Source organism: Burkholderia sp. BCC0397 (assembly GCF_902832865.1).
In the GTDB taxonomy this organism is placed as follows: Bacteria; Pseudomonadota; Gammaproteobacteria; order Burkholderiales; family Burkholderiaceae; genus Burkholderia.
Window position 1 is genome coordinate 772,024 of sequence record NZ_CADFDL010000002.1, and the last position, 26,034, is coordinate 798,057.

Annotated in this window: 23 protein-coding genes and 1 tRNA gene; 17 read left to right on the plus strand and 7 right to left on the minus strand. The window is 65.8% G+C overall.

Annotated elements, in window-relative coordinates; all coding sequences use genetic code 11:
• Positions 1 to 230 precede the first annotated feature (230 nt).
• Positions 231 to 926, plus strand: a complete 696-nt coding sequence (locus tag HWX03_RS08330; protein ID WP_175870951.1) for an isoprenylcysteine carboxylmethyltransferase family protein — start codon at positions 231 to 233, stop codon at positions 924 to 926.
• A gap of 117 nt (positions 927 to 1,043) precedes the next feature.
• On the opposite strand, the gene HWX03_RS08335 is transcribed toward HWX03_RS08330, so the two are convergent.
• Positions 1,044 to 2,666: an NAD(P)/FAD-dependent oxidoreductase gene (locus tag HWX03_RS08335; protein ID WP_175870952.1), complete on the minus strand. Its 1,623-nt coding sequence runs from the start codon at positions 2,664 to 2,666 to the stop codon at positions 1,044 to 1,046.
• 304 nt (positions 2,667 to 2,970) lie between these two features.
• Positions 2,971 to 3,774, minus strand: a complete 804-nt coding sequence (locus HWX03_RS08340; protein WP_059608913.1) for an inositol monophosphatase family protein — start codon at positions 3,772 to 3,774, stop codon at positions 2,971 to 2,973.
• 282 nt (positions 3,775 to 4,056) lie between these two features.
• Here HWX03_RS08340 and HWX03_RS08345 point away from each other — a divergent pair, with 282 nt between their 5' ends.
• Together HWX03_RS08345 and cysE are read left to right on the plus strand one after the other, a co-directional pair.
• Positions 4,057 to 4,881 (plus strand): RNA methyltransferase, encoded by an 825-nt coding sequence (locus tag HWX03_RS08345; RefSeq protein ID WP_175870953.1) that lies wholly within the window; start codon positions 4,057 to 4,059, stop codon positions 4,879 to 4,881.
• 303 nt (positions 4,882 to 5,184) lie between these two features.
• Positions 5,185 to 5,958 carry a serine O-acetyltransferase gene (gene cysE, locus HWX03_RS08350; protein ID WP_244132607.1) on the plus strand — a complete coding sequence of 258 codons (774 nt, stop codon included), beginning with the start codon at positions 5,185 to 5,187 and terminating at the stop codon, positions 5,956 to 5,958.
• A gap of 49 nt (positions 5,959 to 6,007) precedes the next feature.
• Here cysE and HWX03_RS08355 read toward each other — a convergent pair whose 3' ends face one another.
• The 4 genes from HWX03_RS08355 to HWX03_RS08370 form a co-directional block, all read right to left on the minus strand.
• Positions 6,008 to 6,808 (minus strand): UDP-2,3-diacylglucosamine diphosphatase, encoded by an 801-nt coding sequence (locus tag HWX03_RS08355; RefSeq protein ID WP_175870955.1) that lies wholly within the window; start codon positions 6,806 to 6,808, stop codon positions 6,008 to 6,010.
• A 27-nt stretch (positions 6,809 to 6,835) separates the two neighbouring features.
• The gene (locus HWX03_RS08360; protein ID WP_011352518.1) at positions 6,836 to 7,327 is read right to left on the minus strand and encodes a peptidylprolyl isomerase; all 492 of its coding nucleotides are present in this window, start codon (positions 7,325 to 7,327) and stop codon (positions 6,836 to 6,838) included.
• Positions 7,328 to 7,415: 88 nt separating this feature from the next.
• Positions 7,416 to 7,991 (minus strand): peptidylprolyl isomerase, encoded by a 576-nt coding sequence (locus HWX03_RS08365; RefSeq protein ID WP_027784821.1) that lies wholly within the window; start codon positions 7,989 to 7,991, stop codon positions 7,416 to 7,418.
• 39 nt (positions 7,992 to 8,030) lie between these two features.
• Positions 8,031 to 8,753 carry a tetratricopeptide repeat protein gene (locus HWX03_RS08370; RefSeq protein WP_174431816.1) on the minus strand — a complete coding sequence of 241 codons (723 nt, stop codon included), beginning with the start codon at positions 8,751 to 8,753 and terminating at the stop codon, positions 8,031 to 8,033.
• A gap of 234 nt (positions 8,754 to 8,987) precedes the next feature.
• Between HWX03_RS08370 and cysS the strand changes: the two genes are divergently transcribed.
• From cysS to cyoD, 12 genes are all read left to right on the plus strand, one after another.
• Entirely contained in the window at positions 8,988 to 10,385 is a 1,398-nt protein-coding gene (gene cysS, locus HWX03_RS08375) for a cysteine--tRNA ligase (RefSeq protein WP_175819553.1), read from the plus strand.
• A gap of 43 nt (positions 10,386 to 10,428) precedes the next feature.
• Positions 10,429 to 11,256, plus strand: coding sequence for a DNA-3-methyladenine glycosylase (locus HWX03_RS08380; RefSeq protein WP_175870956.1), 828 nt, complete (start codon positions 10,429 to 10,431; stop codon positions 11,254 to 11,256).
• 103 nt (positions 11,257 to 11,359) lie between these two features.
• Complete coding sequence (locus tag HWX03_RS08385; protein ID WP_006478433.1) at positions 11,360 to 12,331, plus strand: acetyl-CoA carboxylase carboxyltransferase subunit alpha; 972 nt, start codon at positions 11,360 to 11,362, stop codon at positions 12,329 to 12,331.
• 43 nt (positions 12,332 to 12,374) lie between these two features.
• A complete protein-coding gene (gene tilS / locus HWX03_RS08390) occupies positions 12,375 to 13,796 on the plus strand; it encodes a tRNA lysidine(34) synthetase TilS (protein WP_175870957.1) in 1,422 nt (473 codons plus the stop codon).
• A 342-nt stretch (positions 13,797 to 14,138) separates the two neighbouring features.
• Positions 14,139 to 15,392 carry an aspartate kinase gene (locus HWX03_RS08395; RefSeq protein WP_174388090.1) on the plus strand — a complete coding sequence of 418 codons (1,254 nt, stop codon included), beginning with the start codon at positions 14,139 to 14,141 and terminating at the stop codon, positions 15,390 to 15,392.
• 110 nt (positions 15,393 to 15,502) lie between these two features.
• Positions 15,503 to 15,596 (plus strand) — tRNA-Ser (locus tag HWX03_RS08400).
• Positions 15,597 to 15,805: 209 nt separating this feature from the next.
• A complete protein-coding gene (locus HWX03_RS08405; protein WP_175871144.1) occupies positions 15,806 to 17,194 on the plus strand; it encodes a hypothetical protein in 1,389 nt (462 codons plus the stop codon).
• 477 nt (positions 17,195 to 17,671) lie between these two features.
• Entirely contained in the window at positions 17,672 to 19,201 is a 1,530-nt protein-coding gene (locus HWX03_RS08415; RefSeq protein WP_175870959.1) for an NADH-quinone oxidoreductase subunit M, read from the plus strand.
• Between the two features lie 273 nt (positions 19,202 to 19,474).
• On the plus strand, positions 19,475 to 20,362 hold the full coding sequence (gene cyoA, locus HWX03_RS08420; RefSeq protein ID WP_175870960.1) for a ubiquinol oxidase subunit II: 888 nt from the start codon (positions 19,475 to 19,477) through the stop codon (positions 20,360 to 20,362).
• A gap of 3 nt (positions 20,363 to 20,365) precedes the next feature.
• The gene (gene cyoB, locus HWX03_RS08425; protein WP_175870961.1) at positions 20,366 to 22,369 is read left to right on the plus strand and encodes a cytochrome o ubiquinol oxidase subunit I; all 2,004 of its coding nucleotides are present in this window, start codon (positions 20,366 to 20,368) and stop codon (positions 22,367 to 22,369) included.
• Positions 22,369 to 22,977 carry a cytochrome o ubiquinol oxidase subunit III gene (cyoC, locus tag HWX03_RS08430; protein WP_175870962.1) on the plus strand — a complete coding sequence of 203 codons (609 nt, stop codon included), beginning with the start codon at positions 22,369 to 22,371 and terminating at the stop codon, positions 22,975 to 22,977. Before cyoB ends, cyoC begins: the two co-directional genes overlap by 1 nt.
• Entirely contained in the window at positions 22,978 to 23,310 is a 333-nt protein-coding gene (cyoD, locus tag HWX03_RS08435; protein WP_174388095.1) for a cytochrome o ubiquinol oxidase subunit IV, read from the plus strand. It begins immediately after the preceding gene.
• A 112-nt stretch (positions 23,311 to 23,422) separates the two neighbouring features.
• Here the strand turns inward: cyoD and HWX03_RS08440 are convergent, their stop codons facing one another.
• Positions 23,423 to 23,722 (minus strand): DUF4148 domain-containing protein, encoded by a 300-nt coding sequence (locus HWX03_RS08440; protein ID WP_175870963.1) that lies wholly within the window; start codon positions 23,720 to 23,722, stop codon positions 23,423 to 23,425.
• Positions 23,723 to 23,940: 218 nt separating this feature from the next.
• Here HWX03_RS08440 and HWX03_RS08445 point away from each other — a divergent pair, with 218 nt between their 5' ends.
• Together HWX03_RS08445 and HWX03_RS08450 are read left to right on the plus strand one after the other, a co-directional pair.
• Positions 23,941 to 24,615 (plus strand): response regulator transcription factor, encoded by a 675-nt coding sequence (locus tag HWX03_RS08445; RefSeq protein WP_174431825.1) that lies wholly within the window; start codon positions 23,941 to 23,943, stop codon positions 24,613 to 24,615.
• An 11-nt stretch (positions 24,616 to 24,626) separates the two neighbouring features.
• Positions 24,627 to 26,018: a HAMP domain-containing sensor histidine kinase gene (locus HWX03_RS08450; protein WP_175870964.1), complete on the plus strand. Its 1,392-nt coding sequence runs from the start codon at positions 24,627 to 24,629 to the stop codon at positions 26,016 to 26,018.
• Positions 26,019 to 26,034: the final 16 nt, after the last annotated feature.

A 26,034-nucleotide genomic window follows, 5' to 3' on the forward strand; every position in this document is an offset into this window, starting at 1 on the left:
CCGGCATCTTCGCCGGAGGGATACAGGTCTTCGATGTTCATGTTCTGATAGACCGGTGAAACGTTTGGCAGTCCGCTTAATCCGGTCCGTCGGCCTTTTTATTTGCCGAGGCACTCGGGACTTATACCAATCAACCGCGCAAAACCGAAACTTAAATACGTTTAAATGGAATGGGCGTGATAGTCTGAAATGGCAATATATAAAAACGCAATAAATAACGGGGCACAAACATGAAGCAGGCCATAGGGGACGTGGGGGGCGCATGCGCGCAAAGTACCCTGGCGCCGCCCGCTGCAGCGGGCGCAGACGAGTCGGAGCGGATCAATCTGATCGAGCTTGGCGCGCGCGTGGCGTCAGTGACCGTGCTGGGTGTGTTTGCTTATCTGATTTACATGTCGTGGCGATCGGATCCGAGCCGGATCACGCTGATCCTGCTGCTGGTTTCCGCGATACTGACCGTCGGCATGTCGGCTTTTGCGAAATTGCCGACGCGGCGGGACTGGCACCCCGTCGCGGTGTGCTTTTCTCTTGGCGGATCGTTCTATTGCCTGGCTTATCAACTGACCGCCAGTACGCAACTGATTCCGGAGTGGGCCGGAGGCACCTGGCAAATTTGCGGGATTGCGTGGCAACTGTTCGCGAAGCTGTCGCTGGGGCGCTCGTTCGGCCTGCTGCCAGCCAATCGCGGGGTCGTCTCGACGGGTGCGTACCGGTTCATGCGTCACCCGATCTATGCCGGTTACCTGCTGTCCGAAATCGGTTTTCTGCTCGCGAACTTCAGTACCCGGAACGCGCTCACGATCGGCGTCTGGATGCTGTTGCAGATCGGGCGAATCAGAATGGAGGAGCGGGTGTTGTCGGAAGATGCGGATTATCGTGCGTACAAGACGAAGGTACGGTACCGGCTGATTCCAGGCGTGTTCTGACGGGAATGCCGAAAGCGCGCCATGGCTGAGCGTCGATGACGCGCATGGGTGCGGCGGACCTGCGAAAGCCGGCGCGCTCAGGTCACGAACCTGCGCGCGCCGGCCCCGTATCGCAGATCAGGACGCGTGTCCCGACGTCAGACTGAGCGCCACCGCTTGCGCGACCTCGATGCCGTCGATCGCTGCCGAATAGATGCCGCCCGCATACCCGGCGCCTTCGCCGGCCGGATACAGGCCTTCGACGTTCATGCTCTGGTAGTCGTCCTTGCGTCGAATCCGGATCGGCGACGACGTGCGCGTTTCCACGCCGGTGAGCACGGCATCATGCATCGCGAAGCCGGCGATCTTCTTGTCGATCTCGGGCAGGGCTTCGCGGATCGCTTCGATCACGTAGTCCGGCAGCGCGGTGCTGAGATCGGTCGGATTCACGCCGGGCTTGTACGACGGCTCCACGGCGCCCAGCGACGTCGACGGCCGGCCCGCGATGAAGTCGCCGACCAACTGGCCCGGCGCGCGGTAGTCGCCGCCGCCGAGTTCGAACGCGCGTTCTTCCCATTTGCGCTGGAACGCGATGCCGGCGAGCGGGCCGCCCGGATAGTCGTCCGGCGTGATGCCGACGACGATGCCCGCATTCGCATTGCGCTCGGCGCGGGAATACTGGCTCATCCCGTTGGTGACCACGCGGCCGGGCTCCGAGGTCGCGGCGACCACCGTGCCGCCCGGGCACATGCAGAAGCTGTAGACGGCGCGCCCGTTGCTTGCGTGGTGGACCACCTTGTAGTCGGCCGCGCCGAGCTGCTTGTGGCCCGCGAACTTGCCGAAGCGGCTGCGATCGATCAGCCCCTGCGGATGTTCGATGCGAAAACCCAGCGAGAACGGCTTGGCTTCGATGTAGACGCCGCGGTCGTGCAGCATCTGGAACGTGTCGCGCGCGCTGTGGCCCACGGCCAGCACCACGCGGTCGCACCGCAGCGTTTCCCCGTTCGACAGCTTGAGCGCGCGCACCTTGCCCTGGTCGATTTCGATGTCGTCGACGCGGGTTTCGAAACGCACTTCGCCGCCGAGTTCGTGGATCGACGCGCGCATTTTTTCCACCATGCTGACGAGCCGGAACGTGCCGATGTGCGGCCGGCTCAGATACAGGATGTCCTCGGGCGCGCCGGCCTTGACGAATTCGTCCAGCACCTTGCGGCCATAGTGGTTCGGATCCTTGATCTGGCTGTACAGCTTGCCGTCGGAAAACGTCCCCGCGCCGCCTTCGCCGAACTGCACGTTGGATTCGGGATTGAGCACGCTCTTGCGCCACAGGCCGAAGGTGTCCTTGGTGCGCTCGCGCACGGCCTTGCCGCGTTCGAGGATGATGGGACGGAACCCCATCTGCGCGAGGATCAGCCCGGCGAACAGCCCGCACGGCCCCATGCCGATGACGACCGGGCGCAGGAAATCGGCGTGTTCGGGCGCCTTCGTGACGAAGTGGTACGCCATGTCGGGCGTCACGCCGCAATGCGGCTTGCCGGAGATGCGCTCGAGCGCGGCCGCTTCGTCGTCGACTTCGATATCGACGATGTACGTGAGCTTGATGTCGGCGCGCTTGCGCGCGTCGTGCGCGCGGCGGAACACGGTGTAACGGAGCAGCCCGTCTGCCGCCACGCCGAGTTCCGCGAGGCGCGCGCGAATCGCGGCCTCGAGCGCGCTGTCGGGGTGGTCGAGGGGGAGTTTAATTTCGCTTAGCCGTAACATGGGGACTCGGATGCGATTGCCACGGCGCCGTGGCGGTGTTGATACAGGCGGGGCCGGCACGCCGGCGGCGGTGTTCGCCGCGCGGGCATGCCGGACGCAAACCATGCGCTGTCGTTGCGGGACAAGCGGTGCGAGCGGCAGTACGCCGACCCGTACGGGCAACTCGAGCAACTTCAGGATAGGCGCACGAAGCAACCCGTGTGCACGGAAGATTGTCCCGCGTGTCGGGCGATCGGCGCGCCATCATGACGATGCCGCGCGAGCGGTTTGCGCGAAAGCCGCGCCACGCGGGCGCGGCCCGGGCTTACTCCGCTGCCGGATGCACGCGGCTGTAGCGGTTCAGGATCGGGATCATCTGCGCGTAGATCTTCGGGTTCGCGGCAACGATCTCATGACGATGCAGGAAATCGGCGTCGCCCGTGTAGTTGCCGACGAGGCCGCCGGCTTCGGTGATCAGCAGGCTGCCCGCCGCCATGTCCCACACGTTGATGCCTTGCTCGAAGAACGCGTCGAGGCGGCCGGCCGCGACGTTCGCGAGGTCGAGCGCCGCCGCGCCCGGGCGGCGCAGGCCCGTGCAGGCCTGCGTCATTTCGGTGAAGAGGCGCGCGTACGCGTCGAGGCCGTCCTTCTCGCGGAACGGGAAGCCCGTGCCGACCAGCGCATCCGACAGGCGGTCGCGGCGGCCGACGCGGATGCGGCGGTCGTTCAGGTACGCGCCGCGGCCGCGGGTGGCCGTGAACAGGTCGTTCTTGTTCGGATCGTAGACGACGGCCTGCGTGACGACGCCCTTGTGCTCGAGCGCGATCGATACGCAGTAATACGGGAAGCCGTGGATGAAGTTGGTCGTGCCGTCGAGCGGATCGATGATCCACTTGAATTCGGATTCGTTCTCCGATTCGCCCGATTCCTCCGCGAGGATCGCGTGGTCGGGGTAGGCGGTCTTCAGCGTCTCGATGATCGCGTCTTCGGCGGCCTTGTCCACTTCGGTGACGAAGTCGTTCTGCTGCTTCTTGCGGATCTCGATCAGGTCGAGATCGAGGGACGCGCGATTGATGATCTGTCCGGCGCGGCGCGCAGCCTTGACAGCAATGTTGAGCATGGGATGCATGAGCCTGGATCCTGTAGCCGGCGGCACGGGCCGCCACGAAGTGGGACAACCGCCCGGAACGGCGCAAGCGTGCCGGGGCGAGGTGAGACGCGAATTGACAAAGAGCGGGGTACGACCCGCGCTGCGCGCGATGCGCAACGCGTAAAGGCATGATTTTACCCGATTTTCGTCGGTTTCAGGCGAGCGACATGCGGGGAAACCCCACTGGCCGTCCGGACGAGTGGGTTTGCGGGAGCGATGGCGATACCATACGGCCATTCTGATGAACCGAGTCGTATCGTAGTGGAAACTCCGCAGAACACCGCCGCGCCGTCCGAATCGGGCGCGGCCTCGTCCCCGCCGCCGTCCGGCGGCTTCACGTCCACCCGCTTCGTGCTCGTCGAGCCGAGCCATCCCGGCAACGTCGGGGCGGCCGCCCGCGCGCTGAAGACGATGGGCTTCTCGCGCCTCGTGCTGGTCGCGCCGCGCGTGCCGCACGTGCAGAGCGATCCCGAGGCGATCGCGATGGCCAGCGGCGCGGACGACGTCCTCGCGTCCGCGCACGTCGTGCCGACGCTCGGCGAAGCGCTGTCCGGCGTGCACTGGTCGATCGCGCTGACCGCGCGCACCCGCGAATACGGGCCGCCGCGCCTCGCGCCGCGCGCGGCCGCCGCGCAGGCGAGCGCGCAGGTCGGCGCGGGCGACATCGCGCTCGTGTTCGGCAACGAGCGCACCGGTCTCGCGAACGAGCATGTCGAGCAGTGCAGCGCGCTCGCGCACATTCCGGCCAATCCGGCCTACAGTTCGCTGAATCTTGCGCAGGCCGTGCAGGTGCTCGCGTACGAGTTGCGCGTCGCGTTTCTCGAGCAGGCGAGCGAGCCGTCGGCGCAGCCGCCGGCCGAAGCCGGCACGCTCGCGCAGAGCGATGAGATCGAGCGGATGTACGTGCACCTCGAGAACGCACTGATCGCGCTCGACTTCCTCGATCCGCGCAATCCGAAGAAGCTGATGCCGCGGCTGCGGCGCCTGTTCGCGCGCACGGGCCTCGAGCGCGAGGAAGTCAACATCCTGCGCGGCGTCGCGAAGCACATCCTGCTGAAGTCGGGCAAGCCGGGCGGCGACGCGTAAGCAGCCGGCGCTCCGATTGCCGGGCGCGGGGGAGTCCGGCGGATGCGGCGTGTGGCCGGGCAGGCCATGCGGCGACCGACCGGGAGCGTCGCAGCGGCGCTTTCTTCGGACCGACCGTCCCCGGAAACCCCGCCGCAGCAAGCGTCCCGGCCGAATACCCGCGCCGGCGGCGGGGTGAACGCGCGACCGCGTGCGGCCCGGCGCGACTGGCCCTACAATCGCCGGACGTCATAAGCAAATGACCCGGCGCGATAACGGCCGGCATTGCCGGCGATGCGCGCCGGCCTTTTCCCAGATCACATCATGTTCACGAGACTGCGCGAAGACGTTGCAACGATTCGCGAGCGGGATCCCGCCGCTCGCAGTGCGTGGGAAGTGTTGACCTGTTATCCGGGGCTGCATGCGCTCGTGCTGCACCGTTTCGCGCACGCATGCTGGCGCGCGAAACGCTACTGGCTCGCGCGGTTCGCGTCGCAGGCCGGCCGGTTCCTGACCGGGATCGAGATCCACCCCGGCGCGACGATCGGCCGGCGCGTGTTCATCGATCACGGCATGGGTGTCGTGGTCGGCGAGACGGCGATCATCGGCGACGACTGCACGATCTATCAGGGCGTGACGCTGGGCGGCACGTCGCTCACGCGCGGCGCGAAGCGCCACCCGACGCTCGAGGCCGGCGTGATCGTCGGCGCCGGCGCGAAGGTGCTCGGCGGTTTCACGGTCGGCGCGGGCGCGAAGATCGGCTCGAACGCGGTGGTCGTCAAGCCGGTGCCGGCGGGCGGCACGGCGGTCGGCAATCCGGCGCGCATCGTGATGCCGGCGCAGCCGAAGCCGCAGCCCGAGCGCGCGGCATTCTGCGCGTACGGGATCACGCCGAACGCCGACGATCCGATGTCGCTCGCGATTCACGGGCTGATCGATCACGCGGCGAAGGAAAGCCGCCGCGTCGACGAGATCGTCGCGGCGCTCGAGCGGCTCGGCACGCATCTGGAAACGCTGCAGGGCGCCGACGCGGCGCGCCTCGACCTGCGCAGGCTGTCGGCGGTGCTGGAAGGCAAGACGGTCGAACGCCAGATGTAACGAACGAGAAGGGTGCCGACGGCTGCCGGTCAGCGCGGCAGCGGCGGCGTCAGTCGAGCGGCATCGCGTGGATGCCTTCCGCGTCGACGCGCAGGTAGCCGCCGCGCCGCGTGCCGTGATCGAGATCCCAGTCGGGCAGCACCCAGCGGACCCCGCCCGGTTCCGCGTGGCGCGCGGGGCGGTGCGTGTGGCCGTGAATGATCACGCTCGCGCGGCTTTTCCGGAACAGCGCGGCCACGCCTTCCCGCGTGACGTCGTAGATGGCCGACGCAGGGCGCGTCCGGCCCGCTTCGCTGGTCGAGCGCATGCGCTGCGCGAGCGCGCGGCGCCAGCGCAACGGCCACGCGAGAAACAGCCATTGCGCAGCGCGGTTGCGCGCGAAGTGACGAAACACCTGGTAGCCGCGGTCGGCCGTGCATTGCGCGTCGCCGTGCGCGAGCACGATGCGCTGGCCGAACGCGATGATCAGCGAAGGATCGGGCAGCAGCATCGCGCCGGCGGCCTTCATGAAGCGCCGGCCGAGCAGGAAATCGCGGTTGCCGTGCATCACGTAGAGCGCGATGCCGCGTTCCGAGAACGTGTGCATCAGCGCGGCCATGCGCGCGGCGAACGGATCGTCGTCGAGGATGTCGTCGCCGATCCAGTATTCGAACAGGTCGCCGAGGATGAACACCGAATCGGCGCTGTCGGCGGTGTATTTCACGAAATGCTCGAACGCGGCGACCGTCTTCGGAATCGCTTCGCTCAGGTGCAGATCGGAGAGAAACAGGAACGGGCGTGCGGCTTGCGCGTACTCGCGCTCGCCCGGCACGCCCGCGGAGACGCTTCGCGGCGGACTCTCCTGCAACATCGAAGTGCCTCCGTAACGGCTGGTGCGTCAGACCACCACGGCCTTTTCGATCACGACGTCGTCGGCCGGCACGTCCTGGTGGAAGCCGGCGTTGCCCGTCTTGACGCCCTTGATCTTGTCGACCACGTCCTGGCCTTCGACGACCTTGCCGAACACCGCGTAGCCCCAGCCCTGCGGCGTCGGCGACGAGTGGTTCAGGAAGTCGTTGTCGTTCACGTTGATGAAGAACTGGGCGGTCGCCGAGTGCGGATCGTTCGTGCGCGCCATCGCGACCGTGTAGTTGTCGTTCTTCAGGCCATTGTTCGCTTCGTTGTCGATCGGCGCGTCGGTCGGCTTCTGCTTCAGGCCCGGCTCGAAGCCGCCGCCTTGAATCATGAAGCCGTTGATCACGCGGTGGAACACGGTGCCGTCGTAGTGGCCTTTCTTCACGTAGTTCAGGAAGTTCTCGACCGTCTTCGGTGCCTTCGCGGCGTCGAGTTCGAGCTTGATCACGCCGTGGTTCGTATGCAGTTCAACCATGATGAATTCCTTCGGTGAGGCAGTTTAAATGGCACGCGGCCGGTCGTGCGACGCGGCCGCGTGAGGCGCCGGACGTGCCGGCAGGTTCTTACTTCGAGACGATGCTCGCCGATTCGATCAGGACCGGCTGGGCCGGCACGTCCTGCATCGGCCCGCGCGAGGTCGTCGCCACGCCTTCGATCTTCTTCACGACGTCGAGACCCGACACGACCTTGCCGAACACCGCATAGCCGTTGCCGTCCGGGTTCGGGTAGTCGAGGCCGCTGTTGTCGACCGTATTGATGAAGAACTGCGCGGTGGCCGAATTCGGGTCGCTGGTGCGCGCCATCGCGATCGTGCCCGTCAGGTTCTTCAGACCATTGCGGCTCTCCAGCGGGATCGGCGCGCGGGTCGGCTTCTCCTCGAAGTTGGTCTTGTAGCCGCCGCCCTGGATCATGAAGCCCTTGATCACGCGGTGGAAGATCGTGCCGTTGTACTGGCCGGACTTCACGTAATCGAGGAAGTTGGCGACCGACTTCGGCGCCTTCTCCGGGTAGAGCTCGACGCGGATGTCGCCCTGCGAGGTCTTCAGCTGCACGACGGGGTGCGCGGTGGCCGTTTGCGCGAACGCGGGCGCGGTCGCGAGAAGGGCGGCGCCGCCAAGCGCCAGCAACAGACGTTTCATTGCGATCCTCAGGTTGGGAGGGAAAGGAGGCCGCGCCGCTTATTTAGACGGCGCGACGTACGGCGCCGCCAGTGCGCCCGACGGACCGCTGAACTGGAACGTCGGCGACATCGGCAGCGTGGTGGTGCTCACGTTCGCGGCGGCGCGGTCGGTGTAGTCGCGCGTGGCCGGCGTCGTCGCGCGGGCGTTCGGCGCGGCCTTCGACGGCGACACGATCTTCTGCAGATCGGCGAGGCGCTGCGCGGTCGCGCCGCTCGTGCGGCCGAGCGATTGCGCGCGCTTGTACGATTCGGCCGCGAGCCGCAGGTAGAGATCGCCGAGGTTCTCGTACGCGAGCGAGTAGCCCGGGTTCGATTGCGTCGCGGTGACGAGCGCGGTGCGCGCTTCGTCATAGCGGCCGTGCTTCGCGTAGAGCGCCGCGAGGTTGTTGTACGGCTCGGGCAGTTCGGGGTACGCCTGCGTGATCGCGACGAACTGCTGGATTGCGTCGTCGTCGCGGTTCAGGCGGGCCAGCACGGTGCCGCGCTTGAACTGCGCCTGCACGTCGTGCGGGTTCGACGCGATGCGCGCGTCGAGCTGCGCGAGCGCCTGCTTCCACTGCTTGCCGGCGATCGACGCGTCGACTTCGGGCGTGCCGTCGGCGACCGCCGGGGCCTTTTGCGCATGCGCCGCGGGAGCCGCGAAAAGCGTCAGCGCGACGCCCATGACGGTGGTCGCAACGAGGGTCGCAGCGCTCGGCGCGCGGCCGCGATGAGGTTTCATAGGCGTAAATCGGAATGTTATACTCCGACCCATTCTAACAAAACGTCTGCGCGTTCCGGCGAGCGTCAGACAGTCTTTCTTAGCCTCTCGTGGCCGTCACCGCTGTGCTTGCAGCCTGACCGCCCCATGTGATATCGAGGACGCGCGGCCTGGCGCCACGGCAGATGGTCCGTCCGTTTCACATGCTGGGCGAGCTTCGCCAGGGCGGTTTCCTTCGGCTCACGGTTCATCTCTATGGAATCACTGCGCATCTACAACACGCTCGCGCGTGACAAGCAAGTTTTCGTGCCGCGCCAGTCCGGCGAAGTGCGGATGTACGTATGCGGGATCACCGTCTACGACTATTGTCACGTGGGCCACGCGCGCATGCTGGTCGTGTTCGACCTCGTCCAGCGCTGGCTGCGTGCGATCGGCTATCGGGTCACGTACGTGCGCAACATCACCGACATCGAGGACAAGATCATCCGCCGCGCGGTCGAGAACGGCGAGACGATCAAGTCGCTGACCGACCGCTTCATCGGCGCGATGCACGAGGATGAAGCCGCGCTCGGCATCCAGCGGCCCGACATCGAGCCGCGCGCGACGCAGTTCATTCCGCAGATGCTCGGCATGATCGAGACGCTCGAAGCGAACGGCTACGCGTACCAGGCGAGCGACGGCGACGTCAATTACTCGGTGCGCAAGTTCGCGAACTACGGGAAGCTGTCGGGCAAGTCGCTCGACGACCTCCGCGCGGGCGAGCGCGTCGCCGCGAACGATGCGAAGCAGGATCCGCTCGACTTCGTGCTGTGGAAGCGCGCGAAGGAGGACGAGCCGGACGGCGCGTCGTGGGCGTCGAAGTACGGGATGGGGCGCCCGGGCTGGCACATCGAGTGCTCGGCGATGGGCTGCTCGCTGCTCGGCAATCACTTCGACATCCACGGCGGCGGGCAGGATCTGCAATTCCCGCACCACGAGAACGAGATCGCGCAGAGCGAAGGCGCGACCGGCCAGACGTTCGTCAACTACTGGATGCACAACGGCTTCGTGCAGGTCGACAACGAGAAGATGTCGAAATCGCTCGGCAACTTCTTCACGATCCGCGAAGTGCTCGAGCGTTACGACGCGGAAGTCATGCGCTTCTTCATCGTGCGCACGCACTACCGTTCGCCGCTCAATTACAGCGACGTGCATCTCGACGATGCGCGCGCGTCGCTCACGCGTCTGTACACCGCGCTGAAGGATGTCGATGCCGATACGCTCGCGCTCGACTGGAACGAGCCGCACGCGCAGCGTTTCGCGGCCGCGATGAACGACGATTTCAACACGCCGGTCGCGGTGGCCACGCTGTTCGAGCTGGCGGGCGAAGTCAACCGCACGCGCGACGCGTCGCTCGCACGGCAACTGAAACAGCTGGCGGGCCTGCTCGGCCTGCTGGGCCGCGAACCGCGCGCGTTCCTGCAGCAGGCGTCCGGCGCCGCGCAGGCGGGCGGGCTCGCTGCCGACGAGATCGACGCGAAGATCGCCGCGCGCGTCGCGGCGAAGCAAGCGAAGGACTATGCCGAAGCGGACCGGATCCGGGCGGAATTGCTCGAAGCCGGTATCGCACTTGAAGACAAACCGGGCGGATCGACCGAATGGCGTCGCGTATGAGCGCGGCGCGTTCCACTGACCGATCCGTCAGGTAGGAGGCAAGATGGCAACGGCCAGAAAAGCGCCGGTCAGGCGCGCGACCCCGGTCGCCGCGCGTCCGGCAGCCAAGCGTGCGTCGGCGGCGAAGACGGACGCGACGCGCGCCGTGCCGAACGGCGCGCTGAACGGTCATGCGCAGCCCGCGGCCGCGCTGCCGGCCGCCGACGCGGCCCGCAAGACACGTGTGTCCGAAGCGGACGGCGCGGAGGTCGTCGTGCGTCCTGCCTATTGGGACAAGGCGTGCGCGGACCTCGTCAAGCGCGACCGGATCCTGAAGAAACTGATTCCGAAGTTCGGCCCCGCGCATCTCGTGAAGCGCGGCGACCCGTTCGTCACGCTCGCGCGCTCGGTCGTCGGTCAGCAGATTTCGGTGCCGTCTGCCCAGTCGCTGTGGGCGCGCATCGAGGACGCCTGTCCGAAACTCGCGCCGCAACCGGTGATCCGGCTCGGCGCGGACAAGCTGATCGCGTGTGGGTTGTCGAAGCGCAAGACGGAATACATTCTCGATCTCGCGCAGCATTTCGTGTCGGGGGCGCTGCACGTCGACAAATGGACGTCGATGGATGACGAGGACGTGATCGCGGAACTCACGCAGATCCGCGGCATCAGCCGCTGGACGGCCGAGATGTTCCTGATCTTCAACCTGTCGCGGCCGGACGTGCTGCCGCTCGACGACCCGGGCCTGATCCGTGCGATCAGCGTCAATTACTTCAGCGGGGAACCCGTCACGCGCAGCGAGGCGCGCGAGGTGGCCGCCAACTGGGAGCCGTGGCGCACCGTCGCGACCTGGTACATGTGGCGCAGCCTCGATGCGCCTGACGCCGACGCCTGAGCGTTGGCTATCGGGTTTTAAACATCAATAGTTGAGAGCCGGTTTTGAGCGTCGCCCGCGCGGGTAGAATACGCGCTGCCGCAAGACCCAAGGATTCGAACACATGAAGACCACGTTTCTGGATTTCGAACAGCCGATCGCCGAACTCGAGGCCAAGATCGAAGAGCTGCGATTCGTGCAGGACGACTCGGCTGTCGATATTTCGGAAGAAATCGAGCGGCTGTCGAAGAAAAGCCAGCAACTGACGAAAGACCTCTACGCGAACCTGTCGCCGTGGCAGGTGTCGCAGATCGCGCGGCACCCGCAGCGTCCGTACACGCTCGATTACGTTGCGGAACTGTTTACCGATTTCCACGAGCTGCATGGCGACCGCGCGTTCGCGGACGACCTGTCGATCGTCGGCGGTCTCGCACGCTTCGGCGGCCATCCGTGCATGGTGATCGGTCACCAGAAGGGCCGCGACACGAAGGAACGCGCGGCGCGCAACTTCGGGATGCCGCGCCCGGAAGGCTATCGCAAGGCCGAACGGCTGATGCGTCTGGCCGAGAAGTTCGGGCTGCCGATCTTCACGTTCGTCGACACGCCGGGCGCGTACCCGGGCATCGGCGCGGAAGAGCGCGGCCAGTCGGAGGCGATCGGCCGCAACCTGTACGTGATGGCCGAGCTGAAGACGCCGATCATTACCACGGTGATCGGCGAGGGCGGCTCGGGCGGCGCGCTCGCGATCGCCGTGGCCGACACCGTGATGATGCTGCAGTTCTCGACCTACTCGGTGATCTCGCCGGAAGGCTGCGCATCGATCCTGTGGAAGAGCGCCGCGAAGGCGCCGGAAGCCGCGGAAGCGCTGGGCCTGACCGCGCATCGCCTGAAGGCGCTCGGCCTGATCGACAAGATCATCAACGAGCCGCTCGGCGGCGCGCATCGCGATCCGAAGGGCATGGCCGCGCTGCTGCGCCGTGCGCTCGCCGATTCGCTGCGCCAGTTCCAGGGCATGAGCATCGACGCGCTGCGCGAGCGCCGCTTCGAGCGCCTGATGGCCTACGGCAAGTTCAAGGAAACCACGCCCGGCGCATGACCGGCGTGCTCGCATCGCGCGCCGTTCGGCGCGCGTTTCTCTCGTGATCCCCCCGACCGAATTCTCCGCCGACCGCGTCGTACTCGACGCGGTCGGCGTTGCGCTTTCCGGCCTGCCGCCGGAGGCGCGCATCGCGATCGCCTACAGCGGCGGCCTCGATTCGACGGTGCTGCTCGATGCGGCCGTGCGCGTCGCGGGCGCATCGCGCTGCGTCGCGCTGCACGTGCATCACGGCCTGAGCGCGAACGCCGACGCGTGGGTCGCGCATGCCGAGGCGGAAGCCGCGCGGCTCGGTGTCGCATTCGAATCGATGCGCGTCGACGTGCCGCGCGACAGCGGGCTCGGTATCGAGGCGACGGCGCGCGAGCGTCGCTACGCGGCGCTCGACGAGATGGGCGAACGCCACGGCGTGGCAGCGCTGTGGCTTGCGCAACATGCGGACGACCAGGCCGAGACGGTGTTGCTGCAACTGTTGCGCGGGGCGGGAATCGCGGGGCTGGCCGCGATGGCGCCGCGTTATCGCCCCGACGGCGTGAGCATCGAGCGTGTGCGTCCATTGCTGCGACTGTTGCGCGCACAACTTGAGCGCTATGCGGAGCAGCATGCGCTCGCGTGGATCGACGACGAATCGAACGGCGATACGCGTTATGCGCGCAATGCGCTCCGCCTCGACGTGCTGCCGGCGCTGGCCGTGCATTTCCCGGGCTTTCGCGACGCGCTCGGTCGCGCGGCCCAGCATGCGGCGGCCGCTCAGCGGCTGCTCGACGATCTGGCCGAGCTGGATTTCGCCGTCGCCGCGCGCGATGACGGTCAGGCGCTGTCGCGCGACGCGCTGATCGGCTTCGACGATACGCGCGGCGCAAACCTGCTGCGCTTCTGGATGCGCCGGCTCGGTTTGCCGGGCGCATCGGCTGCCCGGCTCGCCAACATGATGCGGCAACTGCGCGCGGCGCACGACGCGCATGCGCTGCGCGTCGATCACGCGGGGCAGTGCCTGCGGCTCTATCGCGATGTCGTCTACTGGGAAGCGGGCGACAGCAGCGAACCGGCCGACGACGGCACGGGGACGCCGCAACCGGAGGCGGCGCTCGCATGGGACGGACAGGAAGTGTGGCGCCTGCCGGGATGGCGCGGCACGTTCGTGTTCGCGCCGGCCGACGCGGGCAGCGCCGATGCGGTGCCGGAGGGGCTGCTGCGCGGTGCGCGGCTGGCGGCGCGCGCCCGGGCCGGCGGCGAACGGATGCGTACGTCGCCGGGCGGGCCGGGCCGCACGTTGAAGAACCTGTTCCAGGAGCGCGGCGTGCCGGCCTGGCAGCGCGACGTGCCGCTGCTGTTCGCGGGCGACCGGCTGATCTACGTGCCGCGGCTGGGCGTCAATCGCGACATCGACGTGCCTGACGGCGCGGCGCCCGGCGCCGCCGCATGGCGCCGGATCGAGTGGCGTCCCGACCTGCTGATCGCCTAGCGGCGGCGGGCTGCCGGCGGCGCGATGGCGTGCCCATTTTCACCATTTGGTAAACAGCGCCGGAACGGCCGCCGACACGGCGCGCGGCTTGTCAAGCGGGCTTCTATCGGGTACGCTCGGTCGTTTGCTCGGCTCGATTTTTGAGCGTTTTGTGCAGGTTTTCCGCGTGACGTACCCGGTTTGCGCGGCCTGATCGGCCTTCCGGGCAAAATCCGTCACGCTTGTGCGTTGCGTCCCAGCCGTTCCCCTCGTCGTCCGTCCACAGCCACAAGCCGCGTGACCGAACGGCCATGCGGCCTGCCCAGCGCGCCCGTGCGGTTTCTCCTCCAGTTCAGAACGACAATGGCACTCATCGTACACAAATACGGCGGCACTTCGATGGGCTCGGTCGAGCGCATCAAGAACGTCGCGAAACGCGTCGCAAAATGGCATCAGGCCGGGCACCAGATGGTGGTCGTGCCTTCGGCGATGTCCGGCGAAACCAACCGTCTGCTCGGTCTTGCGAAAGAGATTTCGAGCCAGCCGAGCCCGCGTGAGCTCGACATGATCGCGGCGACCGGCGAGCAGGTCAGCGTCGGCCTGCTGTCGATCGCGCTGCAGGAAATCGGCGTCGAGGCCGTGAGCTATGCCGGCTGGCAAGTGCCGATCAAGACCGACAGCGCATTCACGAAAGCACGCATTCACTCGATCGACGACGAGCGCGTGAAGGACGATCTGAACGCAGGCAAGGTCGTGATCATCACGGGCTTCCAGGGCGTCGATCCGGACGGCCACATCACGACGCTGGGCCGTGGCGGCTCGGACACGTCGGCGGTGGCGGTGGCGGCTGCGCTGGGTGCCGAAGAGTGCCTGATCTATACCGACGTCGACGGCGTCTACACGACCGATCCGCGTGTCGTCGAAGAGGCGCGCCGCCTCGACCGCGTGACGTTCGAGGAGATGCTGGAAATGGCCAGCCTCGGCTCGAAGGTCCTGCAGATCCGCTCGGTCGAATTCGCCGGCAAATATCAGGTGAAGACGCGTGTGCTGTCGAGCCTGACCGATCCGCTGATTGCGCTCGACGAAGAAATGCGCTCGGGCACCCTGATTACTTTTGAAGAAGACGAGACCATGGAAAAGGCAGTCATTTCCGGCATCGCGTTCCAGCGCGACGAAGCACGCATTGCGGTGATGGGCGTGCCCGACAAGCCGGGCATCGCATATCAGATCCTCGGCCCGGTGGCCGATGCGAACGTCGACGTCGACATGATCATCCAGAACCAGAGCGTCGAAGGCAAGACCGACTTTACGTTCACGGTCGGTCGCGGCGACTACCAGCGGGCGATGGACATCCTCACCAACCAGGTGCAGGGCCATGTGAGCGCCGAGCGCGTGCAGGGCGACCCGAAGGTGTCGAAGGTGTCGGTCGTCGGCGTCGGCATGCGTTCGCACGTGGGCGTCGCGAGCAAGATGTTCCGCACGTTGTCGGAAGAGGGCATCAACATCCAGATGATCTCGACGTCCGAAATCAAGATTTCGGTGCTGATCGACGAGAAATACATGGAGCTGGCCGTCCGCGCGCTGCACAAGGTGTTCGAACTCGACCAGGCATCGTGAATTTTCCGTGATGCATTGAAGAAAATGCATCACGGAAATTGACGTGCGGTTCGAAACCCTATATTATTTCGTTCTCGTCGCACTGCCTCCCTGGTGCGAGCGAAAGTTTGGGAGACGTGGCCGAGAGGTCGAAGGCACTCCCCTGCTAAGGGAGCATCTGGGCCAAAACCTGGATCGAGGGTTCGAATCCCTCCGTCTCCGCCAAAAGCGGTGACAAAGCCCCGCAAGTTCTCGGACTTGCGGGGCTTTTTCTTTTTCCGGCACGCACCGTGCGGTGCCGTGCGCCAAGCATCGATGCCGTCGAATCTCACCCTCGGGCGCGCATCGTCGATACGGCATTCGGGCAATGAGTGCTCGACTTGAGTGGCGGTCATGCGCTACATATCGCGTATCGTCCGACGCGACTCGAGGTGATGCTCTTGGCAAACCCGCATTCCGTTCTGACCATCCTGTCTCATCGACCTGTCGACGGATTGATCGACAACCACGCACGCTACGCGCACCTGCACGGCTACCGGCATGTGACGGTCGACGGCATGCACGTGTACGGCGAGCGCCAGCAGGTGCTGCACAAGTACCACGCGATCATCGCGCAACTCGTTGCGATGGAGCAGGGTGCGTTGCTGCTGGTGCTCGATCCGTTCTCCGTCGTGTTCGATCCGCACGCGCTGCCGGACGTCGCGCACGGTTACGATGCGATCGTCACGACGCAGACGTCGCAATCGGCGTTGCCCGCCGCGAGCGGCATGATCTTTCGCAACGTGCGCGAAGTGCGCGAGCAGTTACGCCGGCTGGCGGTCGAACTGGGCAAGTGGGCGATGCATCTTCCGGAGCGGCGGCACGCGTGCGAGGCGACGCTGCTGGCGGAGCACTTTCCACCGCTGCCGTTCGACGCCCCGCTTGCGAACGGTCATTTCGCGTCGGCCCAGACGGTCTGGAGCGATGGCGTCTCGATCGATTCGATCGCCGGCGCACGGCCGCTCGTGGCGCACCAGGCACCCGAGTGGCGAGACGTGAACGGCGTCTGGGCGCCGGCGCCCGATTACGACTTCCGTTACGTGACGGCGCTCGTCGACGATGCCGAACGGTACCAGCGCGGCGACTGCCCGCGCGCGATGGACGACTGGCGCGCCGCGCAGCAGCGACCGCGCGAAGCGGAGCGGCACGTGAATCCGCACGTGCGGATTGCGTTCGTGAGCCTGCATACGTCGCATATCGCGGGCTACGGCGACCTGCACGAGGAGAATTTCGTGCGCTACTGCACGCGACATGGCTATGCGTACCACACGTATCGCGCCGCGCCCGCATTCCTGCCGGACGGCATCGATGCGAACTGGGCGAAGCTGCATCTGATTCGCGAACATCTGCCGCATCACGCATTCGTGTTCTGGGTCGATGCGGACATCCTCGCGATCGACCAGCGCCAGCGCATCGACGGCACGATCGAGGGGCGCGACTTCGTGATCGGCACCGATCACACGGCGTGGGCGATCAACTCGTGCATGATCGGTGTGCGCAACGTGGCGCCGATGCGCGAACTGGTCGAGCGCCTCTGCGCGCGCATCGAGCGGTTCGACGATCGTTCGTCGGTCTACGCCAGTGGTGGCGATCAGCAGGCGATCTATGTGGAGTTGCTCGAATCCGGCATGATCGACGCACGCTATATCGTCGATGCGACGACACTCGCGTCATCGCCCGTCTATGCGACGCGCGACAGCCGCTTCGTCCATTTCCCCGCCCAGCATGATCACTATCGCGCGGTGACGATGCGCGTATGGGATCGCTTGAGTCACCTGCGCTAACGGCCGGTCGCGTGAGAAGAGGTGGGCGACGGCCGCTCGATCTCCGGTATGCGCGGCACGAGGTCGAATGAAATAACAATGAAAGTATCGGTGTAAGGTAAGAGGTGCCGCGCGATCGCGGCACTGCGGAACGATGATCCTGTCGTTCCGGCCCTTCGACATGACCCTTGACATCAAAAATGCGGCGCCGCGTCGATTTTCGTCGCGTAGCGCATCGAGCAATACAAAAAATTACTCATATAAATCAGCGAACTACGCCGACGCTGAAAAACAATGTTCTGCTGCGCTGCAGAAAATAATCAATCGTCTTATGCTGGTTAACCCGATCGCGTTTGAGTGGCGTCAAGTTTTCCAGTGATGCCGCTTTACATTTTGCCAACATTGGCGATTCACGAAATCTACCTGTCGATTTGATTTCGTTCCTTTCGTCGCGCCTGTCCCCGATGCAAGGCGCGACCTCCTCAAGGCCTTGTTGACATGCATGATTTCCCCTTCCTGAGCCTGGCCATCTGGGTTCCGATACTGTTCGGCGCGGGGCTGCTGCGCGCCGGTTCCGACCAGCATGCACGCCGGATACGACTGATCGCGCTGGTCGGCGCGATTGCCGGGCTGGCGGCCGTCGTCCCGCTGATTGCCGGTTTCGACGCGCATTCGGCGGCGATGCAGTTCGTCGAAAGACGCGACTGGCTGGCGGCATTCAATGCCGGATGGCGGGTCGGCATCGACGGCGTGTCGCTGTGGCTCGTCGTGCTGACCGCGTTCACGACGCTCGTGGTGGTGGTGGCGTCGTGGGAATCGGTCACGGTGCGCGTCGCGCAGTACTACGCGTCGTTCCTGATCCTGTCGGGGCTGATGGTCGGCGTGTTCGTCGCGCAGGACGGGCTGCTGTTCTTCATCTTCTTCGAGGCGACGCTGATCCCGCTGTACCTGCTGATCGGCACGTGGGGGCGCGAGCGCCGCGTGTATGCGGCCGTGAAGTTCTTCTTCATCTCGTTCGCCGGCTCACTGCTGCTGCTGATGGCGATGCTGTACCTGTACGCGCAGTCGCATACGTTCGACATGGCCGTGTGGCGCACGCTGCAACTCGGCTTCGCGCCGCAGTTGCTGGTGTTCCTCGGCTTCTTCGCCGCGTTCGCGGTCAAGGTGCCGATGTGGCCGGTCCACACGTGGCTGAGCGACGTGTACACGGACGGCCCGACGGGTGCCGCGCTGATGCTCGCGATGCTCAAGCTCGGCGGTTACGGGTTCCTGCGCTTCGCGCTGCCGATCACGCCCGACGCGAGCCACTTCTTCGCGCCGGCCGTGATTGCGCTGTCGCTGTTCGCGATCGTCTATGCGAGCCTGATCGCGCTCGCGCAGACCGATCTCGGCAAGCTGCTCGCGTATTCGACGGTCGCGCACATGGGGATCGTCACGCTCGGGCTGTTCCTGTTCAACCGGATCGGCGTGGAAGGCGCGATCGTGCAGCTCGTGTCGTACGGCTTCGTGGCGGGCGCGATGCTGTTGTGCGTGAACGTGCTCGTGGATCGCACCCAGCAGCGCGAGATCGCCGCGTACGGCGGCGTGGCGGGCGTGATGCCGCGTTTCGCGACCTTCACGCTGCTGTTCGCGATGGCCAACGTCGGCCTGCCGGGCACGTCGGGGTTCGTCGGCGAGTTCATGGTGATCATGGGCGCGATCCGCTTCAACTTCTGGATCGGCGCGATCGCGGCGCTCACGCTGATCCTCAGCGCGTCGTACACGCTGTGGATGCTCAAGCGCGTGGTGTTCGGCAAGGTCGCGAGCCAGCGGATCGCGAAGCTCGCCGACCTGAACCGCCGCGAGATCGTGATGTTCGCGTCGCTCGCGCTGATCGTGCTGGCGGTCGGCATCGATCCGAAGCCGTTCACCGATGCGATCGATCCGACCGTCGGCAAGCTGATCCAGGAAGCGAGCCATTCGAAGGTGCCGGCAGGGGATGGCCCCGCGCGGGCGCTGCCGTCGTACATGGCATCGACGCACGACTGAGCGCGGCACACCGCGCCGCACAAGCGCGCCGCGTCGCGCGGCGGGCATCGTTGCGCACGCATCGATCGAGGCCCGGCACGGGGAGTGCCGGGCCCGCTTCCGGCTGCGTGAAATTGCCCCGCGACAATGTGACTCACGGCAGATTTTGCAATGATGATTTGCCGCATGCACCGGTTTTTCATCGCACTCGCGCGACGTATGATTCGGCCAATTTCGTGAATCGAATGCGCATCGGGCATACGCAAATGGATTCAATGACCCTCGGGCGGTGTGATGAAAAGAAGAGCTTCAAGAGGCGGGGCGGCGCTGATATCAATCGGCGCGGCGTTGAGCCTGTCAGGCTGTAATTTAGATGTACTAAATCCGAAAGGAAGCGTCGGCGCCGCCGAAAAGGCGCTGATCGCAACCTCGACGTGGGCGATGCTGATCGTCGTCGTGCCGGTGATCCTGCTCACGCTGTGGTTCGCGTGGCGTTACCGCGCGTCGAACCGCAACGCCGCCTACGCGCCGAACTGGTCGCACTCGACCGCGATCGAAGTCGTGATCTGGACGGTGCCGACGCTGATCATCCTGTTCCTCGGCGTGCTCACGTGGAAGACCACGCACGAGCTCGACCCGTACAAGCCGCTCGAATCGGCGGTGAAGCCGATCGACGTCGAGGTGGTCGCGCTCGACTGGAAGTGGCTGTTCATCTATCCGGAACTCGGCATCGCGTCGGTGAACCAGCTCGCGATTCCGGTCGGCACGCCGGTGAACTTCCGCATCACGTCGGATTCGGTGATGAATTCGTTCTTCATCCCGCAGCTCGGCGGCCAGGTCTACGCGATGGCCGGCATGCAGACGCGCCTGCACCTGATCGCTGACGAGCCCGGCAACTACGCGGGCACGTCCGCCAACTTCAGCGGCCGCGGTTTCTCCGACATGAAGTTCCGCACCCTTGCCGAGCCGCGCGAGCAGTTCGACGCCTGGGTGCAGAAGGTGAAGGCGTCGCCGGACCGGCTCGACGCGACCCTATACGGCAGCGTCGCGCAGCCGAGCGAGAAGGCGCCGGTGCGCTACTTCTCGTCGGTCGATCCGCGGCTCTTCCACAACATCATCGCGAAATACAACGATGGCCACGTCCTCGATCTGAAGGACGCCGCCTGCGGCACGAAGGGGTAACGCATGTTCGGCAAACTCACACTTTCGGCGATCCCGTTCGATCAGCCCATCATCATGGGGGCCGGTGCCTTCATGGGGCTGGTCGTACTGGGCATTCTCGCCGCGCTGACGATCACCGGCCGCTGGAAATGGCTGTGGACGGAATGGCTGACCACGGTCGACCACAAGAGACTCGGCGTGATGTACATCATCGTCGCGCTGATCATGCTGCTGCGCGGCTTCGCCGACGCGATCATGATGCGCATGCAGCTCGCGCTCGCGTACAACGCGCCCGGCTACCTGCCGCCGCACCACTATGACCAGATCTTCACGGCACACGGCGTGATCATGATCTTCTTCATGGCGATGGTGTTCATGGTCGGCCTGATGAACCTGGTCGTGCCGCTGCAGATCGGCGCGCGCGACGTCGCGTTCCCGTTCATCAACTCGCTGTCGTTCTGGATGACGGCGGTCAGCGCGATCCTGATCAACCTGTCGCTCGTGATCGGCGAATTCGCGCAGACGGGCTGGCTCGCGTACCCGCCGCTGTCGGAGCTGCAGTTCAGTCCGGGGGTAGGGGTCGACTACTACCTGTGGGCGCTGCAGATCTCTGGGGTCGGCACGCTGCTGACCGGCGTGAACTTCTTCGTGACGATCATCAAGATGCGCGCGCCCGGCATGACGCTGATGAAGATGCCGGTGTTCACGTGGACGGCCCTCTGCACGAACGTGCTGATCATGGCGTCGTTCCCGATCCTGACCGCGACGCTCGCGCTGCTCGGCCTCGATCGTTACCTCGGCATGCACTTCTTCACGAACGACGCCGGCGGCAACGCGATGCTGTACCTGAACCTGATCTGGGCGTGGGGTCATCCGGAGGTGTACATCCTGATCCTGCCGGCATTCGGGATCTTCTCGGAAGTCATCGCGACGTTCGCGAAGAAGCCGCTGTTCGGCTACAAGACGATGGTGTACGCGACCTGCGCGATCATGGTGCTGTCGTTCCTCGTGTGGCTGCATCACTTCTTCACGATGGGCTCGGGCGCGAACGTGAATGCGTTCTTCGGGATCATGACGATGATCATCGCGATTCCGACCGGCGTGAAGGTGTTCAACTGGCTGTTCACGATGTACCGCGGCCGGATCGAATTCACGACGCCCGTGCTGTGGACGATCGGCTTCATGGTCACGTTCACGATCGGCGGCATGACCGGCGTGATGATGGCGATTCCCGGCGCGGACTTCGTGCTGCACAACAGCCTGTTCCTGATCGCGCACTTCCACAACGTGATCATCGGCGGCGTGCTGTTCGGCTATCTCGCGGGCTTCAACTACTGGTTCCCGAAGGCGTTCGGCTTCAAGCTGAACGAGAAGCTCGGCAAGGCCGCGTTCTGGTTCTGGCAGGTCGGCTTCTACGTCGCGTTCGTGCCGCTCTACGTGCTCGGCTTCATGGGCATGACGCGCCGCCTGAACCACTACGACAACCCGGCCTGGCATCCGTGGCTGCTGGTCGCCGCGTTCGGCGCCGTGCTGATCGCGATCGGCATCGCGTGCCAGCTGCTGCAGCTGGTGGTCAGCATCCGCAATCGCCATCTGCCCGAGTACCGCGACACGACGGGCGACCCGTGGGGCGGCCGTACGCTGGAATGGGCGACCTCGTCGCCGCCGGCCGACTACAACTTCGCGGTGATCCCGCAGGTGCGCACGCTCGACGCGTATGCGGACATGAAGGCGCGCGGCGAAGGCCGGCCGAACCCCGCATCGATTCGCGACATCCACATGCCGTCGAATACCTGTGCGGGCCTCGTGATCGCGATCTTCAGCCTGGTGCTCGGCTTCGCGCTGGTGTGGCACATCTGGTGGATGGCGATCGGCGGGCTCGTCGGGATCATCGCGACGCTCGTGATCTACAGCTCGCGCGATAACGACGGCTATTACATCCCTGCGTCGACGGTGCGCAAGACCGAAGACAAGCAGCCGACGAAGCGCACGGCGCGCGTCGACGACGTCGAACTGGAGGCCAACTGATGTTGCAGAAAACCTTGAGCGCGACCCTGCTCGAGCACGACGACCATCCGCCGTCGCATTCGGTGTTCGGTTTCTGGCTGTACCTGATGACCGACTGCGTGATCTTCGCGGCGCTGTTCGCGACGTTCGCGGTGCTCGGCCACCAGTACGCGGGCGGGCAGACCGCGAAAGAGCTGTTCGACATTCCGGGCGTCGCGGTGGAAACCGCCGCGCTGCTGCTGTCGAGCATCACGTACGGTTTCGCGATGCTCGCGGCGTACAAGCAGCGGCGCGGCGCGCTGCTCGCGTGGCTCGCGGTGACGTTCGTGCTCGGCGCGGCGTTTCTCACGATGGAACTGCGCGAGTTCTCGCACCTGATCGCGGAAGGCGCCGGCCCGCAGCGCAGCGCGTTCCTGTCGGCGTTCTTCACGCTGGTCGGCACGCACGGGCTGCACGTGACGGCCGGCCTCATGTGGATGATCGTGCTTGCCGGGCAGATCGTGTTGCGCGGCGGCGACCTGACCGATCGCGACCTGCGACGCCTGACGTGCCTGAGCCTGTTCTGGCACTTCCTCGACATCGTGTGGATCTGCGTGTTTTCCTTTGTCTATCTCGCGAGCGTGATCTAAATGGCCCATTCGCATTCGTCTCAACTCGAAGAAGGGCACGGCAGTGTCGGCGGCTACGTCGCCGGTTTCATCCTGTCGGTGCTGCTCACGGTCGCGTCGTTCGGCCTCGTGATGGGCGGCGTGCTGTCGCCGCATGCGTCGCTGATCGGGCTGGCCGTGCTCGCGTTCGTGCAGATCGTCGTGCACCTCGTGTACTTCCTGCACATGAACGGCTCGTCGGGCCAGCGCTGGAACGTGATGGCGTTCAGCTATACGGTGTTGACCGTGGCGATCCTGATCGTCGGCACGCTGTGGGTGATGCACAACGTCAGCATGAACATGATGTCGCGCTGAGCGGCAGCGTGGCGCAGCGGGTCCATATCCATGCGCGTTCACGAAGAAAAGGCGGCACGCACGTGCCGCCTTTTTGCTTTTTCCGGCTGTTGCGTTGCGCCGGACAGTGCGGTCAGTGCCGCGCGCCCGCGTCGGCCGTCAGCGCATGCGTGCAGTCGGCGCGGTACTCGACGGCGAGCCGATGCTTCGCGCCGTCGAGATCGTCGGGGTAGTACGGGCTCGCGTGGGCTGGCTCGTAGCCGACCTGTTCGAGCTCGGTCAGCTCGCGCACGAGGTCCGCACGCGTGACGCCGCGACCCGTGTGCACGAACGGGTACGCGTTGCATTCCTGCGGTGTGAGGTGCGGCCCCGCGAACGCGGCGGTGCTGGCGCATGCGAGCAGCATGCAGGCGACGGTGGTCGACAGTTTCATCCGGTAGCTCCTGGTTTCGCGGCCCGATGCCGCATGACGTCAGCGTAGGCGGCCCCGGTCGCAGCGCGGGCGACGCACGGATGAAACATGTTTCATGTGCGCTCGGCGCGATGCAGGATGAAGCTATTTTCATCTCGCGCTGCACGGCGATCGCAGCGCTTACGATAGTGGCGGGCGCATCCTGCGCGCCCGTCTTGAAGTTCATTGCGAGGAGAATCATGCGAGTACTGACGGTCGAGGACGATGCGGTGACCGCGAACGAAATCGTCGGCGAACTGAACGCACGCGGGTTCGAGGTCGACTGGATCGACAACGGCCGCGAAGGGATGATGCGCGCGATGAGCGCATCGTACGACGCGATCACGCTGGACCGGATGCTGCCGGGCGCGGACGGCCTCGCGATCCTGACCGCGATGCGCACCGTCGGCATCGATACGCCCGTGCTGATGCTGAGCGCGCTCGGCGACGTCGACGAGCGCATCCGCGGGCTGCGCGCGGGCGGCGACGATTACCTGACGAAGCCGTTCGATTCCGGCGAACTGAGCGCGCGCATCGAAGTGCTGCTGCGCCGCCGGCAGGCATCGGGCGTGCCGCAGCAGACGCTGCTGAAGGTCGGCGCGCTCGAGCTCGACCTCATTTCGCGCTGCGCGCGCCGCGGCGCCGACGAGATTCCGCTGCTGCCGACCGAGTTCCGCGTGCTCGAATTCATGATGCGCAACGCGGGCCAGACGATCACGCGCACGATGCTGTTCGAGGCCGTGTGGGGTTATCACTTCGATCCCGGCACTAATCTGATCGACGTCCACATGGGGCGGTTGCGCAAGAAGATCGACCCGCCCGGCGCGAACCCGATGATCCAGACGGTGCGCGGGTCGGGCTACATGCTCGCTTGACGGAGGCACGAATGGACGCAGCCCGCGCGGCGAACTTCACGCGCCGCTGGCATACGACGACGTTTCGCTGGCTGTGTGCGTACGCGGCGATCTTCTCGGTGTCGCTGCTGCTGCTCGCGGGCGTGGTCAGCGTGGCCGCGACGCACACGATGACACGCGACACCGACGAGGTGCTCGCGTGGCAACTGATCTATTTCGATTCGATTCCCGACGCCGAGCTGCCGCTCGCGATTCATCGGCGGCTCGAGCACGAGCACATGCATACGAATTTCTACGGGCTGTTCGATGCGAGCGGGCGCCGCGTGGCCGGCGACATCGCGACGCCGCCGGCGCTGCACACCGATCGCCACGGCCGGACGCTGAACCGCACGCTCGCACCGCTCGACGGCCAATCCTCACCGATCGCGCGCGCGATGGCCGTGCGCCGCGACAACGGGATGACGCTGGTCGTCGCACGCGACCTGTCGCACTTCATCCAGGTCCGCGACGTCGCGATCCGGGGGCTCGTGATCGGCGGCGTGATGATCCTGATCGCGGGCATCGCCGGTGGCAGCATGCTCGGCATGCGGCAGATGCGCCGCGTCGCCGCGATCCGGCGCGTCACGCGACAGATCGCCGAAGGCGATCTCGGCAAGCGGCTGCCGGTCGGCCGCTACGATGAACTCGATCTGCTCGCGCATCTGGTGAACCACATGCTCGACGAAGTCGAGCGGCTGATGGGCGAGGTGCGGCATACCTGCGACGGGATCGCGCACGACCTGCGCACGCCGCTCGCACGCGTGCATACGATGCTGGCGCGGCTCGCCGACCAGCCGTTCTGCACGCACGATCCCGCGTCGGCGGCGCTGCTGGCGTCGGCGCGCGACGAAACCGACCGCCTGCTCGAACGTTTTCGCGCGATGCTGCGCATCTCCGAGATCGGCACGCTGAGCCGGCGCGGCGGGTTTGCCGCGGTCGACGTCGCGGCCTTGCTGCGCGACGTGTGCGAGCTTTACGAGCCGCTCGCCGAGGCCGTCGACGTGTCGTTCGAGCTCGATGCGGCCACGGTCGACGGCATCCATGGCGATCGTGCGTTGCTGTTCGAGGCGTTCAGCAATCTCGCGGACAACGCGATCAAGTTCACGCCGCCGGGCGGCCGCGTGCACATCGTGCTCCAGACGGCGCCGCATGGTCCGCTCGTCCGGTTCGAGGACACCGGGCCGGGCATCCCGCCCGGCGAGCGCAATGCGGTGCTCGAACGCTTCTATCGCGGCGAGCGCACGCGTCATGTGAACGGCTCGGGGCTCGGGTTGAGCATCGTGTCGGCGGTGATGCGTGTGCACGGTTTCGCGCTGCGGATCGGCGATGCGCAGCCGGCCGGTGCGGCGATCACGGTCGAATGCTGGCCGCGTTCGCTCGCGTGACGGAGGAGGGGGCCGA

What these genes read in the sequence shown, in the direction of transcription:
- HWX03_RS08395 (WP_174388090.1), top strand. Translation starts at nt 14,139, where the DNA reads ATGGCACTCATCGTACACAAATACGGCGGCACTTCGATGGGCTCGGTC.
- HWX03_RS08355 (WP_175870955.1), bottom strand. Translation starts at nt 6,808, where the DNA reads ATGTTGCAGGAGAGTCCGCCGCGAAGCGTCTCCGCGGGCGTGCCGGGC.
- HWX03_RS08415 (WP_175870959.1), top strand. Translation starts at nt 17,672, where the DNA reads ATGCATGATTTCCCCTTCCTGAGCCTGGCCATCTGGGTTCCGATACTG.
- HWX03_RS08440 (WP_175870963.1), bottom strand. Translation starts at nt 23,722, where the DNA reads ATGAAACTGTCGACCACCGTCGCCTGCATGCTGCTCGCATGCGCCAGC.
- HWX03_RS08340 (WP_059608913.1), bottom strand. Translation starts at nt 3,774, where the DNA reads ATGCATCCCATGCTCAACATTGCTGTCAAGGCTGCGCGCCGCGCCGGA.
- cyoB (WP_175870961.1), top strand. Translation starts at nt 20,366, where the DNA reads ATGTTCGGCAAACTCACACTTTCGGCGATCCCGTTCGATCAGCCCATC.
- HWX03_RS08370 (WP_174431816.1), bottom strand. Translation starts at nt 8,753, where the DNA reads ATGAAACCTCATCGCGGCCGCGCGCCGAGCGCTGCGACCCTCGTTGCG.
- HWX03_RS08405 (WP_175871144.1), top strand. Translation starts at nt 15,806, where the DNA reads ATGCTCTTGGCAAACCCGCATTCCGTTCTGACCATCCTGTCTCATCGA.
- cysE (WP_244132607.1), top strand. Translation starts at nt 5,185, where the DNA reads ATGTTCACGAGACTGCGCGAAGACGTTGCAACGATTCGCGAGCGGGAT.
- HWX03_RS08365 (WP_027784821.1), bottom strand. Translation starts at nt 7,991, where the DNA reads ATGAAACGTCTGTTGCTGGCGCTTGGCGGCGCCGCCCTTCTCGCGACC.
- HWX03_RS08335 (WP_175870952.1), bottom strand. Translation starts at nt 2,666, where the DNA reads ATGTTACGGCTAAGCGAAATTAAACTCCCCCTCGACCACCCCGACAGC.
- HWX03_RS08330 (WP_175870951.1), top strand. Translation starts at nt 231, where the DNA reads ATGAAGCAGGCCATAGGGGACGTGGGGGGCGCATGCGCGCAAAGTACC.
- HWX03_RS08445 (WP_174431825.1), top strand. Translation starts at nt 23,941, where the DNA reads ATGCGAGTACTGACGGTCGAGGACGATGCGGTGACCGCGAACGAAATC.
- HWX03_RS08360 (WP_011352518.1), bottom strand. Translation starts at nt 7,327, where the DNA reads ATGGTTGAACTGCATACGAACCACGGCGTGATCAAGCTCGAACTCGAC.
- HWX03_RS08380 (WP_175870956.1), top strand. Translation starts at nt 10,429, where the DNA reads ATGGCAACGGCCAGAAAAGCGCCGGTCAGGCGCGCGACCCCGGTCGCC.
- cyoC (WP_175870962.1), top strand. Translation starts at nt 22,369, where the DNA reads ATGTTGCAGAAAACCTTGAGCGCGACCCTGCTCGAGCACGACGACCAT.
- cyoD (WP_174388095.1), top strand. Translation starts at nt 22,978, where the DNA reads ATGGCCCATTCGCATTCGTCTCAACTCGAAGAAGGGCACGGCAGTGTC.
- HWX03_RS08450 (WP_175870964.1), top strand. Translation starts at nt 24,627, where the DNA reads ATGGACGCAGCCCGCGCGGCGAACTTCACGCGCCGCTGGCATACGACG.
- HWX03_RS08385 (WP_006478433.1), top strand. Translation starts at nt 11,360, where the DNA reads ATGAAGACCACGTTTCTGGATTTCGAACAGCCGATCGCCGAACTCGAG.
- cyoA (WP_175870960.1), top strand. Translation starts at nt 19,475, where the DNA reads ATGAAAAGAAGAGCTTCAAGAGGCGGGGCGGCGCTGATATCAATCGGC.
- cysS (WP_175819553.1), top strand. Translation starts at nt 8,988, where the DNA reads ATGGAATCACTGCGCATCTACAACACGCTCGCGCGTGACAAGCAAGTT.